At 60.2% G+C, this 18005-nt stretch carries 13 protein-coding genes and 1 pseudogene; all 14 read left to right on the forward strand.

The features are described from left to right. Positions 1-17: 17 nt before the first annotated feature. The 14 genes and pseudogenes from Q0X18_RS10555 to Q0X18_RS10620 all read left to right on the forward strand — a co-directional run bounded on the left by Q0X18_RS10555 (position 18) and on the right by Q0X18_RS10620 (position 17923). The gene (locus Q0X18_RS10555) at positions 18-1361 is read left to right on the forward strand and encodes a GH1 family beta-glucosidase (RefSeq protein WP_297562075.1); all 1344 of its coding nucleotides are present in this window, start codon (positions 18-20) and stop codon (positions 1359-1361) included. 26 nt (positions 1362-1387) lie between these two features. Next, positions 1388-3229 (forward strand): oligoendopeptidase F, encoded by a 1842-nt coding sequence (gene pepF, locus Q0X18_RS10560; protein WP_297562078.1) that lies wholly within the window; start codon positions 1388-1390, stop codon positions 3227-3229. A 268-nt stretch (positions 3230-3497) separates the two neighbouring features. Beyond that, complete coding sequence (locus tag Q0X18_RS10565; RefSeq protein ID WP_297562081.1) at positions 3498-7241, forward strand: PKD domain-containing protein; 3744 nt, start codon at positions 3498-3500, stop codon at positions 7239-7241. Between the two features lie 605 nt (positions 7242-7846). Next, a complete protein-coding gene (locus tag Q0X18_RS10570) occupies positions 7847-8569 on the forward strand; it encodes a hypothetical protein (RefSeq protein ID WP_297562084.1) in 723 nt (240 codons plus the stop codon). A gap of 31 nt (positions 8570-8600) precedes the next feature. After that, positions 8601-8939: a hypothetical protein gene (locus Q0X18_RS10575; protein WP_297562087.1), complete on the forward strand. Its 339-nt coding sequence runs from the start codon at positions 8601-8603 to the stop codon at positions 8937-8939. A gap of 727 nt (positions 8940-9666) precedes the next feature. Beyond that, a complete protein-coding gene (locus tag Q0X18_RS10580) occupies positions 9667-10845 on the forward strand; it encodes an IS256 family transposase (protein ID WP_297559156.1) in 1179 nt (392 codons plus the stop codon). A gap of 21 nt (positions 10846-10866) precedes the next feature. Continuing rightward, positions 10867-11286: a hypothetical protein gene (locus Q0X18_RS10585; RefSeq protein ID WP_297562090.1), complete on the forward strand. Its 420-nt coding sequence runs from the start codon at positions 10867-10869 to the stop codon at positions 11284-11286. 17 nt (positions 11287-11303) lie between these two features. After that, positions 11304-12149, forward strand: coding sequence for a hypothetical protein (locus tag Q0X18_RS10590; RefSeq protein WP_297562092.1), 846 nt, complete (start codon positions 11304-11306; stop codon positions 12147-12149). A gap of 63 nt (positions 12150-12212) precedes the next feature. After that, positions 12213-12608 (forward strand): annotated as a pseudogene (locus Q0X18_RS10595) (transposase); the annotation flags it as partial. A gap of 508 nt (positions 12609-13116) precedes the next feature. Further along, the gene (locus Q0X18_RS10600) at positions 13117-13986 is read left to right on the forward strand and encodes a hypothetical protein (protein ID WP_297562094.1); all 870 of its coding nucleotides are present in this window, start codon (positions 13117-13119) and stop codon (positions 13984-13986) included. 88 nt (positions 13987-14074) lie between these two features. Next, on the forward strand, positions 14075-15037 hold the full coding sequence (locus tag Q0X18_RS10605; protein WP_297562098.1) for an EndoU domain-containing protein: 963 nt from the start codon (positions 14075-14077) through the stop codon (positions 15035-15037). A 387-nt stretch (positions 15038-15424) separates the two neighbouring features. Next, positions 15425-15895 carry a hypothetical protein gene (locus tag Q0X18_RS10610; RefSeq protein ID WP_297562101.1) on the forward strand — a complete coding sequence of 157 codons (471 nt, stop codon included), beginning with the start codon at positions 15425-15427 and terminating at the stop codon, positions 15893-15895. A gap of 166 nt (positions 15896-16061) precedes the next feature. Next, a complete protein-coding gene (locus Q0X18_RS10615; protein ID WP_297562104.1) occupies positions 16062-17090 on the forward strand; it encodes a transposase in 1029 nt (342 codons plus the stop codon). 23 nt (positions 17091-17113) lie between these two features. Further along, positions 17114-17923: a hypothetical protein gene (locus Q0X18_RS10620; protein ID WP_297562106.1), complete on the forward strand. Its 810-nt coding sequence runs from the start codon at positions 17114-17116 to the stop codon at positions 17921-17923. Positions 17924-18005 lie beyond the last annotated feature (82 nt).

An 18005-nucleotide genomic window follows, 5' to 3' on the forward strand; every position in this document is an offset into this window, starting at 1 on the left:
TCCGGTAGATTGAGGCGATGACCACCTTTAGCAAAAGTGACTTTGGCCCTGGCTTTCTGTGGGGGGTGGCTACGGCGGCCTACCAGATTGAGGGTGCGGTAAACGAGGACGGGCGCAGCCCCTCCATCTGGGATACCTTCTCCCATACCCCCGGCAAGATCAAAACCGGCGAGAACGGCGATGTGGCCTGCGACTTCTACCACCGCTACCACGACGACATCGCCTTTATCCGGGAGATGAACATGCAGGTGCACCGTTTTTCGCTGGCCTGGCCACGCATTCTGCCCGGTGGAACCGGCCCGGTCAACCAGAAGGGGCTGGACTTCTACCATCGGGTGATTGACCGGACGCTCGAGCTGGGCCTGCAGCCCTGGGTGACCCTGTACCACTGGGATCTGCCGCAGGTGCTGGAGGATAGGGGCGGCTGGACCAGCCGCGAGATCGTGGGCTGGTTTAGCGAGTATGTGGAAGTATGCAGCCGGGCCTTTGGCGACAAGGTCAAGCACTGGATGGTGCTGAACGAACCCACGGTGTTCACCGTGCTGGGCTACCTGCAAGGCACCCATGCCCCAGGCCGCAGGGGCTTTGGCAACTTTTTGCCGGCCGTCCACCACGCGGCTTTAGCCCAGGCCGAAGGGGGACGGGTTCTGCGGGCCCATGTGCCAGATGCCCAGATCGGCACCACCTTTTCGGCCTCCTATGTGCAGCCGGCAGGCCCCACCTGGCTGAGCCGCATGGCCGCCGCCAACTACGACGTGATCGCCAACCGGCTGTTCCTCGAGCCCGCCCTGGGGTTGGGCTACCCCTGGAAAACCACCCCGTTTCTCTTGGGGCTCAAGCGGTACATTCGTCCGGGCGATATGGAGCGGCTGACCTTCAACTTCGACTTTATCGGCTTACAGACCTACTTCCGCCAGCTGGTGCGCTTCGACCTGCTGAGCCCCGGCACCTGGGGCCGGGAGATTCCCCACGCCGAGCGGGGCAGCGGGGAGCTCACCGAGATGGGCTGGGAGGTCTGGCCGGAAAACATCTATCACCTACTCAAGAAATTTGCAGCCTATAACGGGGTGAAACGCATCATCGTTACGGAGAACGGGGCGGCCTTCCCCGACAAACTCGAGGGCGAGCAGGTGCACGACCCCCAGCGCATCCGGTTCATCCAGGATCACCTGGCCCAGGTCTTACGGGCCAAACAGGAGGGGGTGCCGGTGGAGGGGTATTTCTACTGGAGCCTGCTGGACAACTTCGAGTGGGCCGAGGGGTACCGGCCCCGCTTTGGGCTGGTGTACGTGGACTACCCCACCCAGAAGCGCGTTCTGAAGGACTCCGGCAAGTGGTTCCGGGAGTTTCTAGCCAGCTGACCGGCGGGTCAGCTAGAATGCCCTGGATGAGTACCTTACCCAAACGCGCCGAACTGCCCAAAGAACAGACCTGGAACCTGGAAGCCCTGTTTGCCTCGGAGGCCGAATGGCGGGCGGCCCTGGAAAAAGCGGCCCAAAGCGTAGAGGAGGTCAAGCCGTTTGCCGGGCGGCTGGCCGAGTCGCCGCAGGTGCTGCTACAGGCCCTGGAGACCTACTACACCCGGATGCTGGGGGCCATGAAGGTGGCCCAGTACGCCTCGCTGCAGCTCTCGACCGAGGGCACCAACCCCCATTACATCCGCATGGTGGGCGAGGCCCGCGCCGTGGTCGCGGAACTCGCCGCCGCCGGGGCCTACCTCGAGCCCGAGCTATTGAGCCTGCCCAAAGAGACCCTCGAGGCTTTCATGCAGGCCGAACCGGGCTTGGCCGTCTACCGGCACTACTTTGAAGCCCTGCAAGCCCGCAGGCCCCACGTGCGCAGCAGCGAGGTGGAAACCGTGCTGGCCGCGGTTTCCGACCCCCTGAGCGGGCACAGTGCCACCGCTGCGGCAGCCACCAACGCCGATATGCAGTTCAGGCCGGTGGAGTACCAGGGCCAGACCCTCCCGGTCTCGCACAGCACCATCGGCGAGCTTCTGGTGCACGAGAGCCCCGAGGTGCGCCGGGCTGCCTGGGAGTCCTATGCCGATGGGCATCTGGCCTTCAAAAACACCCTGGCCTCCACCCTGCAGGGTAGCGTCAAGAGCTTTGCCTTCCAGGCCCGCACCCGCGGCTATGCCAGCAGCCTCGAGATGGCCCTGGCGGTAAGCCGCACCTGCGGTGACAACATCCCCAAAGCCGTCTTCGACAACCTGCTGGCCACCTTCCAGGCCCACCTGCCCACCTGGCACCGCTTCTGGCGCATCCGCAAAAAGGCCATGGGCGGCCAGCTCAGAAGCTACGACGTCCCCATCTACGACGCGCCGGCCCCCCTGGTGCCAAGCCCCAAAATCACCTTCTGGGAGGCCGCCGAGACCATCTGCCGGGGCATGGAACCCCTGGGGCGGGAGTACGTGGAGCCCATGCGCCGGGGCCTGTTCGAGGAGCGCTGGGTGGACTGGGGGCAGAACCAGGGCAAGCAGGCTGGGGCCTTCTCCTCGGGGCTCAAGGGCACCTTCCCCTACATCTTCATGAGCTGGTCGGACGACCTTTTCTCGCTCAGCACCCTGGCCCACGAGCTGGGCCACTCCATGCACAGCTACTTCACCCGGCAGACCCAGCCCATCGTGTACGCCCGCTACAGCCTGTTCGTAGCCGAGGTGGCCTCCAACTTCAACCAGGCCATGGTGCGGGCCATGCTCCTGCGCGAGGCCCCGACGCCCGAGTACAAGCTGGCGGTGCTCGAGGAGGCCTTTAGCAACTTCCACCGCTACCTGTTCGTGATGCCCACCCTGGCCCGTTTCGAGCTCGAGCTCTACCAGCGCATCGAGAAAGGCGGGGCCCTCACCGCACCCTTCCTGATCGAGCGGCTGGCCGAACTCTTCGCCGAAGGCTACGGCGGCGAGGTGGAGCTGGACAAGGAGCGTCTGGGTGCGGGCTGGATGAACTTCTCCCACCTCTACAGCCCCTTTTATGTCTACCAGTACGCCACCGGCATTGCCGCCGCCAACGCCCTGGCCAAGGATGTGCTCGAGCAGGGCGAACCCGCTGCGGGGCGCTACCTGGACTTCCTCAAGGCCGGCGACTCGGTCTATCCGCTGGACGCGCTGAAAATCGCCGGGATTGACATGAACAGCCCCGAGCCGGTGGAGCGGGGGTTTGCGGTGCTAGCGAGCATGGTGGACGAGCTCGAGCACCTGGTGGACTCAAACCTGCAAGCAACGCGCTGAAAGCAGCTCAGGGCCACCCCGAGGGGGAAGGAAATAGGCCTTCCCCATCTCACGATTTATACTCAGTAAACACACCCAGCACCATCTTGTTTTTTTTTTTGACCTTCCCGGTATCCTCCTGGCAGCACTCTCTTTCCGCCCTGCAACCCAGGAGGCTTGGTTATGCTGCATCAAAAAGGGCATTGGCTCGGTCTGTGGACATGGCTCCTGCTGGTATTGCTGGCTTGTAGCCCGCCCCCCCCGTCCGGCCACCCCCACCGCCACCGCGGTGGGCCTCAACGCCCAGTTCTACCCCAACCCCAGCTTTAGCGGCCCCGCCCTGGCTCGCCTGGAACCCCGCCTGGCCCTTGCGGGGCAGGTGCCCGGCCTGCGTCCGGGGCCCTTCTCGGCCCGCTACGAAGGCGCCCTGCTACCCCCCAGGGACGGCGATTACACCCTGCACTTGGTGGGCCAGGGCCAGACCTGCGTCTTCGACGACCTCTCGCTTTACGCGGGCAGCAAGCAGCCCCTGGGGCCGGCCCCCGAGCTGGCCTCCAACCGGCTCAACAACCCCGCCTTCGAGCAGGGCCTCACTGGCTGGACGCTGGCCACCGGCAACGCCACCACCCCCGCCGAGGGGCAGAGCGGCCAGGCCCTGGCCTACCAGGCCTGGAGCTGGGTCTACCAGATCGTCCCCCTCACGGGATTAACCCCTGGGGAGCGGCTGGTCTTGCGGGGCTTTTTGCGCAACCCCAACGCCCAGGCCTGCACCCTGGGCCTGCAAGGGGGCAGCGAGACCGCCCTCACCTTCGACCAGCCCGTACACTACCGGGCCCTGGACTGGCAGGAGGTCTACACCGAGGTCACCTTCCCCAGCGGCACCACCTGGCTGGGGGCCTACCTGGCCGGGCCGGAGGGCTGCCGCTTCGACGATCTGCAGTTGGGGGTGCCCGAGAGCGGCGGCTCCCCCCTGCCCACCGGCATCAGCCTGAACGCCCGCACCGCCTTGGCCGGCAGCGGCTTCAACCTGGCCGCTGAGGGGGGCGAGGAGGGGGTGAGCTATAGCTGGGAACTGGGCGACGGCACCACCGCCACCGGCGAGACCGTCTACCACGAGTACCGCCAGCCGGGTTACTACACCATCACCCTCACCGCCACCGCGCCCGACGGCCAGACCGCCACCTTCCAGCAGCAGGTGGCCCAGCTCCCCAGCATCCACGCCATGCCGGAGTTCCGGGCCCTGGCCGACCCCTTCCCGCTGGCCTTCGATGTGCAGTACCCGCTGAGCGGCCATACCTACGAGTGGCGCTTCAGCGACGGTGCGGTGCTGAACGGCCCCCGGGTGGAGCGAACCTTTGAGAACCTGGGCTTCTACGGCCTGACCCTGGTCATCTACGAGGAGCCCAGCCCCACCGGCCTGGGCCGCCAGAGCAGCGAGCGCCGGGTGGTGGCCGTCGAGCAGACCCGCATCAACCGCATCGCCGAGGTGCCCATCGCCGACATCCAGGGCTTCCAGACCGGCCCCACCAGCTTCATCTTCAGCGCGGCAGCCTCCGAAGGGGAGGGCCCCCTGACCTACACCTGGGACTTTGGCGACGGCACCAGCGCCACCGGGGCCGAGGTCAGCAAAACCTACAGCGGCAATGGGCGCTACCCCATTACCCTCACGGTGCGCGACCGCTTCGGCCAGACCGACCAGGAGGAGGCGGTGGTCACCCTGGGCACCCAGTACGCCCCCGGTAGCCCGGCCACCCGGGTCGAGGCCGGTTACAGCGGGGGGTTGCAGGGACAGTCGGCCGTTGCCAGCCCGGCCGCGCCCAACCCCTTTGCGGGCGCGCAAACCTCCAAGCTGCGCGTGCGCCCCCGGCCCGACCGGGCCCTCCAGGCCCTCTCGCTGGAGGCCGAACTCAACCGCCGCACCCAGCGCAGCCGCATCCGCTACCTGGCCCCCAACACCGCACCCGGCCCCAGCCTGCGGGCCCAGGCCGCCAACCTGGAACTCAGCAACCCCTTCCCCTTCGTGCTCCACAGCGGGGTGAACAGCCTGGGCGCTGTCCACGAAGCCCCCAGCACCAGCGACCTTTTCCGGCTGGGCTCGGCCAGCGTGCAGGTGCGGGGGCTCCCACAGCCCCAGGGCCTGGCCTGGGACTACGAGGGGGTAGACCCCCAGGCCAACACCGCCGCCCGCATCCGGGTCTTCCGCCCCGCCTTCCCCAACCCGCTGCCCGCCGGCCGCACCCCCCTGCGCACCCAGGCCCAGCTGCAAAGCGGCGCCACGGTGGCCCTGGAAAGCGACCTGGCCGCCTTCGCCGGCCTGCGGGTGCCGCGGGTCACCCTCTCGGTGCTGCCCGATACCCAGTTCCCCAGCGGGCCCAGCGTGCAGGAGTACCTGGTGCAGGTGGGGGGCCAGACCGAGCTGATGGCCCAGGTGAACATCCGGGTTGGCCAGGTCTCACAGAACGGCTTCGTCTTCTTCGAGCTGCCGGTCTATGCGGTGGACGAGGCTGGCAACCTCCTGAGCGACGTCTCGGGGGTCTTCTACGCCCGCTTTGCCGACCCCCGCATCCTCTCCATCAGCGGCGAGATGGTGCGGGGCCGGGCCAGCATGACGGTGGCCCTCAACCTGGCCAACTTCGCCGACGGCACCACCCAGTTCGACCTGCGACCCCTCACCCTCTTCTCCGGCAACCCCCAGAACCCCTGCGGCCCCAACAACCAGTACGCCCCCTTCGGCGCCACCCTCGCGGGCTGCACCCAGCTCACCGCCAGCTATGCGGCCCCGGCAGGGCTGAACCTGGAGGCCTACCCCTACACCCTGCCCGAGGACTACCCAAGCCGCACCAACCGCATCCTGATTGGTAAGAACCTGGACGAGGTCGGCCTCTACGACCAGAACCTGCGCGACGCCATCGAGACCGGCCTGGAGCTATCCGGCCAGGGCCTGCGGGCCCAGAGCAGCGCCGGTGAGATCGCCCGGCTGATCCTGGGCTTCATCCCCATCGTGGGCGATGCCGTGGACGGCCTGGAGCAGCTCTACAACGCCGCCACCGGCAGGCAGGTAGACCCCGTTTTGGCGGTGCTCTCGGCGGCAGGGCTGGCGTTAGACCTGGGCACCGGCGGGGTGGGGGACGTGACCGCTGGGGTCAAGGCCGCCTACCGCGTCAGCCTGGCCATCAGCCGGCAGGGCGGGGGCCTGGTGGCCCTGGTCATCCGCGAACAGTTCGTCCAGTTCACCCGCGGGCGGCTCTCGCCGCAGGCGCTGGTGGACGGCCTGCGGCAGCGGTTCGGCAGAATGGTAGACCTGGCCAGGGCGCGGGGGTGTGGGGGGTTCTCGCTCAATAATGTATGCCTGAAAAAGTATGACCGAATAGCAACTGTTGTTAAGGGTCAGCAGAACATAAGCCCCTCGACTGCACTGAGTAGAGTTGACTCGTCACTTGAAGTTGCTCGTACAAAAACCAATTATGCACCCTTTCAACTGAGTTATGCCAATGTACGCCTAACTTGCACTCGGCAAGCAGTTGGCCAGAAAGTAACATCACAGTCTGTATTCTGCGACGGAGTGAACATAGCACACATTTTCGAAGGTGAGATTAAAGGCAGCATTGATAATCCTAGGATCGTAGGTTTTCACTATTTTGGTGACGGCACTCTTGCCGCAAATAGGGCACGAGTTACGGCAGTAGTTGAGCGGTATCAAGGTGGTTTTTACGCTGCCAAGGTGCGATTGCGAGACCCTCGCACAGGACGAGAATGGGATAAACCAAATCGACAAACCACAAAATCTGGCTCGAACCTGCAGTATGCTTCTTCAATGTGGCCAGACTCTTGGACACCGCAAGAAGTTTTTGACGACATCGTGACGGCCTTCAATAACTCCGTTGTAGTGGATGGTAGGTCGGGAAAATGGAGGGGCACCTCATCTCGTGGAACACTGATTGAAGGCTATATAGTGCCTGGAACGGTAGTAAACTCCAAACCCGACATCAATACGGCGTACCCGGTTCTTGACAACTTGCCAGTTCTGCCATGATATTGCGGTTTTTCTATCAAAGTTTTGGTGAGCACGGTTCCCCGGAGCCGACTTGTGAGGTCGTTGGTTACCCCTCTTCATTTCTCCTTGCATCTTTGCTCAAGTCGGTTATATCAATGGAAGGAGTCAGCAAAGTTGCAGAGGGGAACCAGAGAACTGCTGAGTATATTTACGCTGAAATTACTCTACTAATGAAAGTAGCAAAGGGATTAGAGACCCAGTACAAGGATTATGATCCACATAGGTTTTTTACACGTTTAGTCCTTAAGGACCTGATTTATCTAGAGGGTGACATAGATTTCGTTGGTCAATCACCCTCGGGAGAGCCTTGGCGTTTTGAGATTAGCCACTTTGCGTACATCAAAGCATTGTTGTTCTGGAGGGAGTTCTTACTGGGTGGTTTGGGTCGAGAGTTTATCATTGATTTGCCACAAATTCAGTAGTCAGGTTCGACTACGAAGGAAGCCCTTCGGCCCTGCGGCCCAGCAGGATCACCTACACGTATACTAAAATAGACGGGACGCCGATCTCGCTTCCTGACTACGGCACCAGCTTTACTTTCATCAACCCCACCACGCGGGGTCAGCGCTAGGGAAGGAAAAGAGATGGAACCGCTTTTGTCCAAAGTCTCCTACAAACTGGTTCCAGGCCCCACCCGCCCGCAGACCGAGGCCGACATCTCCTTCCGGGGTGGTGTGCCCCGGATGCCGGCCGAGCTGGAGCTGCCGCGCTGCCAAAGGTGTGGGGACGAGCAAACCTTCTTCTTCCAGGTGGCCTTCCCGGAAAAGCACCTCTGGCACGGCTGGGTGATGTGCGTTTTCAGTTGCTCCAGTTGCTTCGATAAATACGACCCCTCCCCGAGAGGACATTACACCGCGCCTGATGTCCTCCCCGATGGCTACCTAGATAGGCTGGAGACAGACTACCGGATCATCCTCTACCCCGCGGACAGCCCCACCGCGCGGATGCGCACCGAGGCCCGGCAGCTTCTGAAGTTCGAGGAGATTCGCTTCGAGAAGCTGCGGGTCAACAACCGCCACTACGAGACCAAGCTGGGCGGGAAGCCCTTCTGGATAGACGATCCACGGCCGATCGAAGAGATTGAATACATGGGGGGGCACTTCGTCTTCATCGGGCAGTTTATGGAGGAGTTCAACTTCTTCCCCGCCCTGGAGGATGCCCCCCCACCCAAGGCATCCGGCCAGTGGATACGAACCAAGCCGGTGAAGGCCTACGGCCTGTTCCATGTCGGGGGCAACTTCTTGTTCTTCGGCACCACCAGCCCGCGCGTTATCCCCCCGAGGGTTCTGATCGTCCCTACCAAGTAGCGCGGGACGCGGCGGGCCTGGGTATCGAGCCATGGCTACCATCATTCTGTACGAAAATGGCCCTGGTTGGTTCGGGGCTGGCGGCATGTACGACGTGATCTGCGAGTATGCCCTGACCCACCCCAGCGTGCAGGCCCTACCCGAGTTTGCCAAGGCTATTGAGAACTCGCTGTGGTATAGAAACCTTGAGTTACACGAACACGGCGATGCGGCCATCAAAGCCTTCACCGAGGCGGTGGGCGACCTGGTGCGCTACATTGACTCCCCGGAGGGCAAGGCCCGTTGGGGTGAGCGTCATCCGGTCATCTTGGAGGGGGTTCAAGCGCTCTACGACCTGCTCCTCAACTATGACCCCGAGCGGTACAGGTGAGGCTTGCTGGAGGGGGGCATTTGGTACGGCCTACCACCACTTGCATAGGTTCGTAAGCGGCTAGCCGAGTGCTTTAGTACCAAACAGCCAGGGCCTGCGGGCCCAGAGCAGCGCCGGTGAGATCGCACGGCTGATCCTGGGCTTCATCCCGATTATTGGAGATAGCGTAGATTTGCTGGAGCAGCTTTACAACCGGGCCAGCGGAAGAGGAGTTGACCCCGTGATCGCCTTCCTGGCCGGGGCAGGTCTCGCGCTGGACGTGACCACTGGCGGGGCAGGGGACATTACTGCTGGGCTCAAGGGGGTCTACCGCTTTAGCAAGAGCTCGGCGGGCTTCTTCGCGCTACAGATCCGTACCACTGTAACCGGCCTAATAACCGGGCGGGCTCGACCATCCGTTGCTCTGTCAACCCTCAGAGCCCAGTTCCAGACCGTTTCCACCCTGTTCTTCCGCGAGGGCTGGAGAGGTGTTGTTAGTGCCGACCGTTTAGGTAGGGGTTTGAGAAACACTCCGGTGTGTCCTATCACCGCAACAGTTACCACACTAGCTTGTAACCCCACCGAGATTCTTCAAATCGTGCAGCAAATTGCTCAAACCGCCTTCCGTGTGAAATATTCCGCAACAGAACTGTCGTCGGCGCTTATCCGAGTATGCGGTCGTGTAAGGAATTATGTGTAGGGGTTTGTGTAAAAAGAGGGGGTACCGCAATCAACAAGGAGGTACCCCATGGATCAGGATACCCTACAGATGATTTTGCGCGAAGCGGTAAGGGAAACAGCCACCGAGGTCTTGCAGATTCTGCTGGACGCCGACCGGGAGGCCTTCTTGCGGGAACACGGAGGACGCAAAAACGGCTACTACCCCAGGCGGCTTTCGACCCGCTTTGGTTCAGTGAACCTCCAGATGCCCAGGGATCGCGAGGGGTGCTACTATCCCAGCTTCCTGGAACCTTATGCCCGGCGCCTGGTGGACGTGGGGGAGGTGGCCGTGGCCCTGTATGCCGCCGGGGTGACGCAGCGCAAAGCGGCGGAGGTGCTGAGCCTGTTGCTGGGGCACCGCTATACCCACGAGACCCTTAGCAGCCTGACCGACCAGGTCTTGCGGGCGGCGGAGCAGTACCGCCAGCGGCCTTTGCCGGAGGAACTGGCCGTGGTCTACCTGGACGGTCTGTTTCTGAGGGTCATGCGGGACGACCTGGGGGTTCAGCAAGAGGCGGTGTATGTGGCGCTGGGCATCACCCCCAGCGGGGAGCGGCAGGTGCTGGGCTTCTGGCTCCTGCCCGCAGAGAGCGCTCTGGCCTGGGAGGAGGTGTTGAAGGGCTTGTGGCAAAGGGGCCTACGGCGGGTCTTGCTCTTCGTGACCGATGGCCTTCCCGGCATGGAGGCGGCCATCCAAAGGGTCTACCCCGGCGCCGAATGGCAGCGCTGCGTGGTGCACATGGTGCGCTCCAGCCTGGCACAGGTGCGTGCACGGGATCGGGGGGCGGTGGCCGAGCATCTACGCGGGGTGTACCGGGCGGAAAGCCGACAGGAAGCCCTGGAAGGCCTGGAGCGGCTGCGGCGAACCTGGGGGTCGAGGTACCCGCGGCTGGTGAGCGGTTGGTGGGAGGACTCCGCGGCGCTGCTGCGGTTCTATGGCTATCCCAAGGTGCTGTGGCCCTACCTTCGGAGCACCAATCCGATGGAACGGTTTATCCGGGAGATAAGACGCAGTACCAAGGTACGGGATCACAAGTTTCCTACAACGGAGGCGGTGTTCAAAGTGCTGTATCTGGAGAGCGAAAGGCAGGAGGGCAAATGGACAGAGCGTACACTCAGAGGCTTTGCCGAGGCAAAGGAGATGCTAGAACAGATGCTGAAGGAGCGGTACTTCCCCTCTACACAGACTGCTACACATAAATCTTGACACGACCGAGTATGCTGCTCTGTGTCAGATGGTGGTGGTGGATATATCCGCGGAGCTGAACGACTTCTTGAGAAAACCCGGCGGTTAGCTAACAACTCCGCGGCACAACCCAAAAATGTTAGAGAGATCGTTGGGGAGGCTAGAGCAGGTGATGTGTTACGAGGTAGGGGGTTCTCCGAGCTAGAGTACCCAGACCCAATTGACGGTGTTCAAGTCGATTTGCTGGCAACAGATAGTACGGGGATTCGACGTATTGTTGAAGTGAAAGATGGAAGCAGAATTCCTGATGATGAACAGATACTTAGGTATAAACAAATTGCACAGCAGACTGGCAGAAGATTTACTGTGATGACCATGGAACGGCTCTCCAGGGGGCAACTTGAGAAACTCAAGAGGGTGGGTGTAGATGTTCTTGACCCGAGCGGCGAACTTGTGAACTGAGGATTGGCGACGTGGGCATGTTTTACGATTTGGTATATTTCGTCTCAAAAAGCAAATTACCTGAGTATTTACTTCAACTCTTGCCTTACGAGGTGAACCCCCACACTGAACGCGTACTGCGGGAGCAGTTTCAAGTCTTCGCCCCCGATCCTTTTTCTTACGTGAAGAACACTCCTATTAGGGATATAGTAACCGACTTCCCGAAGTTCTTGGAGCGTATTCAAAAGGAATCACTGGACGACGAGGAACGACCTGAAAACATGGCCAAGTTCTATCTCTGCCGCAATCCGGAGGAAGGCATATTGGTTCTGGCTATGTCCACGGTGGCCCAAAGAGCGTTTCAACTTACTTTTAGCGGCGAATACCTGATGCTATTTGTGGGTATCAAGTTGGATAAAAGCCAAGATTTCATCCCCCGTGACCACCAAATGGTTTTGTTTTTGCGGGAGGTTACTCAAATTCTTCAGCCATTGTACGGTTACATAGAAGGTGAATGGGTTCCGAACCCCAGGTATATTTTAGAGGATTACCCTGAGCTGGGAGCTGCCCCAGCAGAGGGCTGCCCCTGGTGGATACCGTGCAACACAAAGATAGTTGGTGAATCACTGGCTCATGCATTGAAACGACAGGTCAATCTGGATTACCTTTGTCAGAATGTGCCGGGCTTTGAGCGATGGGGCGAAAACCTTTACTTTTTCAGCTCAATCGCTACCGTGGACGACTGGTATACCCACCGGCTGGGGTGGTGGCATGAAGTTTATGCTGGTACCGAACTTGGGGAGAAATACTCGAAGGCGAAGAGGAATCTTGAAGAAGCATTGCAAAACATTTCAGTTTCTGAACTTCTGAACCAGAGCGGTTGAGAAGAACCCCTATAATCTACAAACCACCTTACCCAAATCAGGCCATGCGATTATGTTTAGATCATGAACCGTCGTACCTACCCATCGGACGTCAGTGATGAGGAGTGGGCCCTGGTGCTGCCCTATTTGACCCTCGCTCCGCTAGAGGCTCCCCAGCGCAAGTACGACCTGCGCGAAGTGTTCAACGCCCTGCGTTGGATGGTTCGAATCGGTGCTCAATGGGACTACCTCCCCCACGACTTCCCACCCCCCCATATCGTTCAGGCGCAAGCCTACCGATGGATGAACCGGGGGGTCTTCGAAGACCTGGTACATGATCTGCGCATGACCCTGCGAATGCTCCAGGGCAAAGCCGCCCACCCCAGCGCTGCCATCTACGACGCTCGCACCTCGCAGTCCACCCCGCAAAGTGGGGGGCGGGCCGGGTATAACGGGCACAAGCGACGCAAGGGTGTCCGCAGCCGACCTACAGCAGGCCCTGATCCGCGTGTGCTGCTCGCCTGCCGACGGCGGGGGTGGGTATATAACGGGTGCCGAAAAACTTGTCATCGAGGCAAGTCGGCGGCAAACAGCAGATGGAATTCGAGGAGTCATCAGCGAGGCCCGAGGCGGTGACTTACTGAGAAATGCAGGCTGGATCAATCTTAGCTTCCCGACTGCTAAGGTTAGACTTACTGATGGCAGGGAAGTAGAAGTAGACTTCTTTGGTACGGGTAGGGACGGAGTGGATCGTGTAGTAGAAATTAAGGCAGGAGGGAGAGGGGTGAGTAGGTCTCAGGAACAGAACTTGATTGATGCTGCAAACGCTCTGGGGAAACGACCTGCAACGCTCGTTACTGTAGAAGCCAAGCTGCACGACCCGCAGTTCCTCAGGAACTTAAGAAGCAAAGGGATAGACGTGATTGATGGAGCAGGAAATGTTCGCAACTAGCTAGTACACGGTCAACCTCACTCCTAGGTGATCAGGATGAGTTTTACCTGTTCTATCAACTTGGCGGTACCAGAAAGGTTTTTTCTAACACGTGTAGCCCAACTCAGAAAGTTTGAATTGGGCTACACCTACGAGGAACTTGAGGGCATATGGGCCAACGACCCTACCTTCCCTAAAACCAATGACATCGAATACCACATTGACGCAATACCACTAGATGATTTTGCAGAACTTTTTGCTAAAATCCGGCCACTAGCACATGATCTGGTGCGAAGAAAAGATTATTCGGTTAGGGACACGCTGGCCAAGGTAAATCTTTACCGTGGTAAGAGAGAAGAGGGAATCCTCACATTGTCATTTAGTCCCTGGTCACAACACCCACCGCTACTGGATAGCGGCTACTTGGTTTTGGATCTAGCGTACCCGTCTGAGAAGAATCAGGATTTCATTCCTATTGATCACCCTAGTTTAGGTTTCATCACCGACATTGTGGAAATCCTCGGCCCTGTATACGGCTGGTTGGAAAGCGACTGGACTCCTCTCCCTCCTGACACGGATTGGCTCACCGGAAGGCCTTGGTACATACCTTCTCTGCCCGTGTGGCAAGAAAGTAAGAACCCACTTATCGTTGGGTTACCGCTCAGCCGTGCGATAAAAGGCGAGTTCGACTTAGGCGCGAAGAGCAACGGGCTATACTTTTGCAAAGAGTTGGGCGAGGGTAGATATTGGATCACTCAGCCCGGCACACAAGCCGAGTGGGAGCAGTACCGCTCGGAGATGTGGGACAGGCTCTACAAGGGCACCGAAGTCGGTGAGCGGCACCAGGCAGCCATGCGCAGGCTGCGCGAGGCCCTGGCCAAAATCCCAGCCTCTGTTCTTAACGACCTGAACGGCTCGGGTGTCTAGCCGCCGGGGCCGCAGCGGGCGCTAGGGCGCCCGTGCCCGTAGCACCACCGGGGACATCACACGGCTGATCCTGGGCTTCATCCCCATCGTGGGCGATGCCGTGGACGGCCTGGAGCAGCTCTACAACGCCGCCACCGGCAGGCAGGTAGACCCCGTCCTGGCGGTGCTCTCGGCGGCAGGGCTGGCGTTAGACCTGGGCACCGGCGGGGTGGGGGACGTGACCACCGGGGTCAAGGCCGCCTACCGCGTCAGCCTGTCCATCAGCCGGCAGGGTGGGGGCCTGGTGGCCCTGGTCATCCGCGAACAGTTCGTCCAGTTCACCCGCGGGCGGCTCTCGCCGCAGGCGCTGGTGGACGGCCTGCGGCAGCGGTTCGGCAGAATGGTAGACCTGGCCAGGGCGCGGGGGTGTGGGGGGTTTTCGCTCAATAACATTTGTTTGAGACGCTACGACAAGATAGCCACTAGCGTTAGGGTCGCGGGAGGTCTCACCCCTGAATCTGCGTTAAGTAGGGTAGACGAGACCCTCACGATAGCAAAGCCTAAAACACCCAACACCGTACTCCAACTGGTGTTCACAGATGTGGTGCTAAGCTGCGTCCGGGGAGCCGTCTCACCGTCGGGCGTCCAGGCAGCAAGCGCGGTGTTCTGTGACAAGGTAAACATCGCCCACATATTCGAGGGCGAGATTAATAAAAAGGGCAAGGCTGTTGGTTTCCACTACTTTGGCGACGGTACACTAGCTATGGGGAAAGCTAGAATAGATCAAGTTGTCGACCCACCGAACGCCAAAGGGTTCTACCGTGCCAAAGTCAGCGTTTTTAACCCCACAACGCGCCAGTGGGTCGCGAAAGGCCCTGTATCCAGCATGTGGCCCGATTCATGGACGCCCCAGGAGGTCTTCGACGATATACTGTCAGCGTTTCAGAACGCGACATTCAAGCCGGGGTCCGCCGAGTGGACAGGGATCTCGGCAAGAGGGACTCAAGTCAGAGGTTACTTACTTGACGGCACAAAAGACTTGATCAACACCGCTTTTCCCATAATCCAATGAGATACCGTTTCTTCCTCAACCAAAATCTCAACTGGAATCCGGACGTTGAAGCCCTAGACCCAGGCAACGGTTCATGCCATTTGTGCAGTTTCCTGACGGCGGAGGTGACGACTGGGTTGGGTGCGCTCATAGCAGAGGGTGGATGGGACGACTTCATATACGCTATTTTTGAGGAACCGACCGGCAGGAAAGAGACGGGCATTGGCAACGCTCATATGCTCCATAGCGATGATGGAGACGTGATAATTACTAATGTATTCTCCAGTCCTGAGGGCAACTCCCTAAGAATCAAGCCTTGGGAGTTACTGAGGGCCATGAGCATTTGGCGCGAGTATATATGGGCTGTACGACTTGGTCGAACTGAGTCGTTAGAAGTTGACATACGCCATGAAGGCGTGGAGAGTCACCCCGAGCTATTCTCAGGCTAAGCGTACTACTTATTGCAAAACACACATTTTTGGCGACGTTGCCCGGCTGATCCTGGGCTTCGTGCCGGTCATCGGCGACTCGGTGGATCTGCTGGAGCAGCTTTACAACCGGGCCAGCGGAAGAGGAGTTGACCCCGTGATCGCCTTCCTGGCCGGGGCAGGTCTCGCGCTGGACGTGACCACTGGCGGGGCAGGGGACATTACTGCTGGGCTCAAGGGGGTCTACCGCTTTAGCAAGAGCTCGGCGGGCTTCTTCGCGCTACAGATCCGTACCACTGTAACCGGCCTAATAACCGGGCGAGCTCGACCATCCGTTGCTCTGTCAACCCTCAGAGCCCAGTTCCAGACCGTTTCCACCCTGTTCTTCCGCGAGGCCAGGATGCGGGAGAGTAAGGCTTGGGCTGCTCGGGTCATGGCACCCGTCATCTGACGGGAAACCGGCAGCCCCTTTCAAGTGGTTCCCCCGCATAAACCTGAAGCCGGAAGTATAGGTGCAAGTTTTGAGTCAATTAAGTAGGAGTTACGCAGTTGCCTTCCTCCCCTCTCCTCGGCTACCCTTTTCTGCAAAGCACACAGACTAAGAGGGATTAGCTGCTATGAACCCACCAAAGTGCAACGACCTGGACTACATCCACTTCCTCATCGCTGCCCAGAGGGTCTTTACCTGCAGCGAAGCCGCCCGCTGCCAACCAGAGGCTCCAGCCCACGATGCCTTCACCCGTCTGCTCCAGCGACAGCCTCCCGACACGGAGGCGCTGTGGCAGGAGGCCAGGGCCTTGGTGGAGCCCACCCGAGGGCTTTTGGTGCTGGACGATACCACCCTGGATAAACCCTACGCCCGGCGGATGGAGTTGGTGACCTACCACTGGAGCGGCAAGCACCAGCGGGTGGTCAAGGGGATCGCCCTCATGACCCTGCTGTGGACGGAGGGCCAGGCTCTCATCTCCCTGGTGCACGGGCACAGCCCGTCCCGAGAGGGGATCGTCCCCTGCGACTTCCGGGTCTACGACAAGCCTTCGGGGGGCCCGAGCAAGAACGCGCACTTTCTGGAGATGCTGCGGGTGGCCAAGGGACGGGGCTTTGCCCCGGCGTACGTGCTGATGGATAGCTGGTACGCTTCGCTGGAGAACCTGAAGGGGATTGCTGGCCTGGGCTGGCGCTTCCTCACCCGGCTGAAGGGGAACCGCCTGGTGAACCCTGAGGGGGCGGGGCTGCGGCCGGTGAGCGAGGTAGAGATACCCCCGGCGGGGAGGGTGGTGCACCTGAAGGGTTTTGGTTTGGTCAGGGTGTTCCGGACGGTTTCAAAAGACGGGGACGCGGAGTACTGGGCGACCAACGACCTGGGGATGCGCGAGGAGCAACGGGGGGAGCTGGAGCGGGCGGGATGGGGTATAGAGGTCTACCACCGGGGCCTCAAGGGGTGTTGCGGGGTGGAGCGGGCCCAGGTGAGGAAGAAGGTTTCGGTCTTAGGCCACCTGCTGCTGGCCCTGCGGGCTTTCCTCAGGCTGGAGGCATACCGCTTGCGGACGGGGGTGAGCTGGTACGAGTCCAAGACAAGCATCATTCGCGAGGCGATACGAAGTTACCTGGCCAATCCCATCCACATCCTTCACCCAACTGCGTAACTCCTACTCCTATTAAGTTCACCATGAGCGTAGACTACTCCTTGGCCCTGTTCACTAAGAGAGTTGATCTTGTCAACGGCCTTCAACAACTGCTGTCTTACGAGACGTTGATTGTGGGTTCGGGAGACCATCACTGGTACATACCAAATAAACCGGTAGCTGCCGTCGCCGACCTAGTTACCGAGTACAGCAAACGCATAGACACACCGGAGGATGAAGAGCTAGGCGAAACCAATTTGGCAAAGTGTGCCTTCCGTGAAGGTGATCAAGTAGTGACACTTTCATTCACTCCCTGGACCCAGCGCATATATGAATTCACTAGGAGCGGGCACTACTGGATGTCAATCCTTGAGTTTTCTATGGGCAAAAACCAGGATTTTGTCCCTGCTGATCACGCCTGCTTGCCCCTCTTATTTAAGATTGTGAGAGCGGTTAAGCCATTGTTTGTAGGTCTAGAAGGTGAGCTTAACCCCACACCCTCCACCTATTCATGGGCTATGGCTAAACCCAGCCCGATCATCGAACCTCCCTGGTCTTTAATGGAACCAGTAGTTCTCGGCAACCCACTTAGCGAAAGGACACGCCAATTATTCGACTTCTGCCAGCCCGAGAGCGGAATCTTCAACTGTAAGCACTTAGATCCTGGGTTGTTTTGGATTTTTCAGCCTGGCACACAAGCCGAGTGGGAGCAGTACCGCTCGGAGATGTGGGACAGGCTCTACAAGGGCACCGAAGTCGGTGAGCGGCACCAGGCAGCCATGCGCAGGCTGCGCGAGGCCCTGGCCAAAATCCCAGCCTCTGTTCTTAACGACCTGAACGGCTCGGGTGTCTAGCCGCCGGGGCCGCAGCGGGCGCTAGGGCGCCCGTGCCCGTAGCACCACCGGGGACATCACACGGCTGATCCTGGGCTTCATC

The organism is Meiothermus sp. (genome assembly GCF_026004075.1).
In the GTDB taxonomy this organism is placed as follows: domain Bacteria; phylum Deinococcota; class Deinococci; order Deinococcales; family Thermaceae; genus Meiothermus.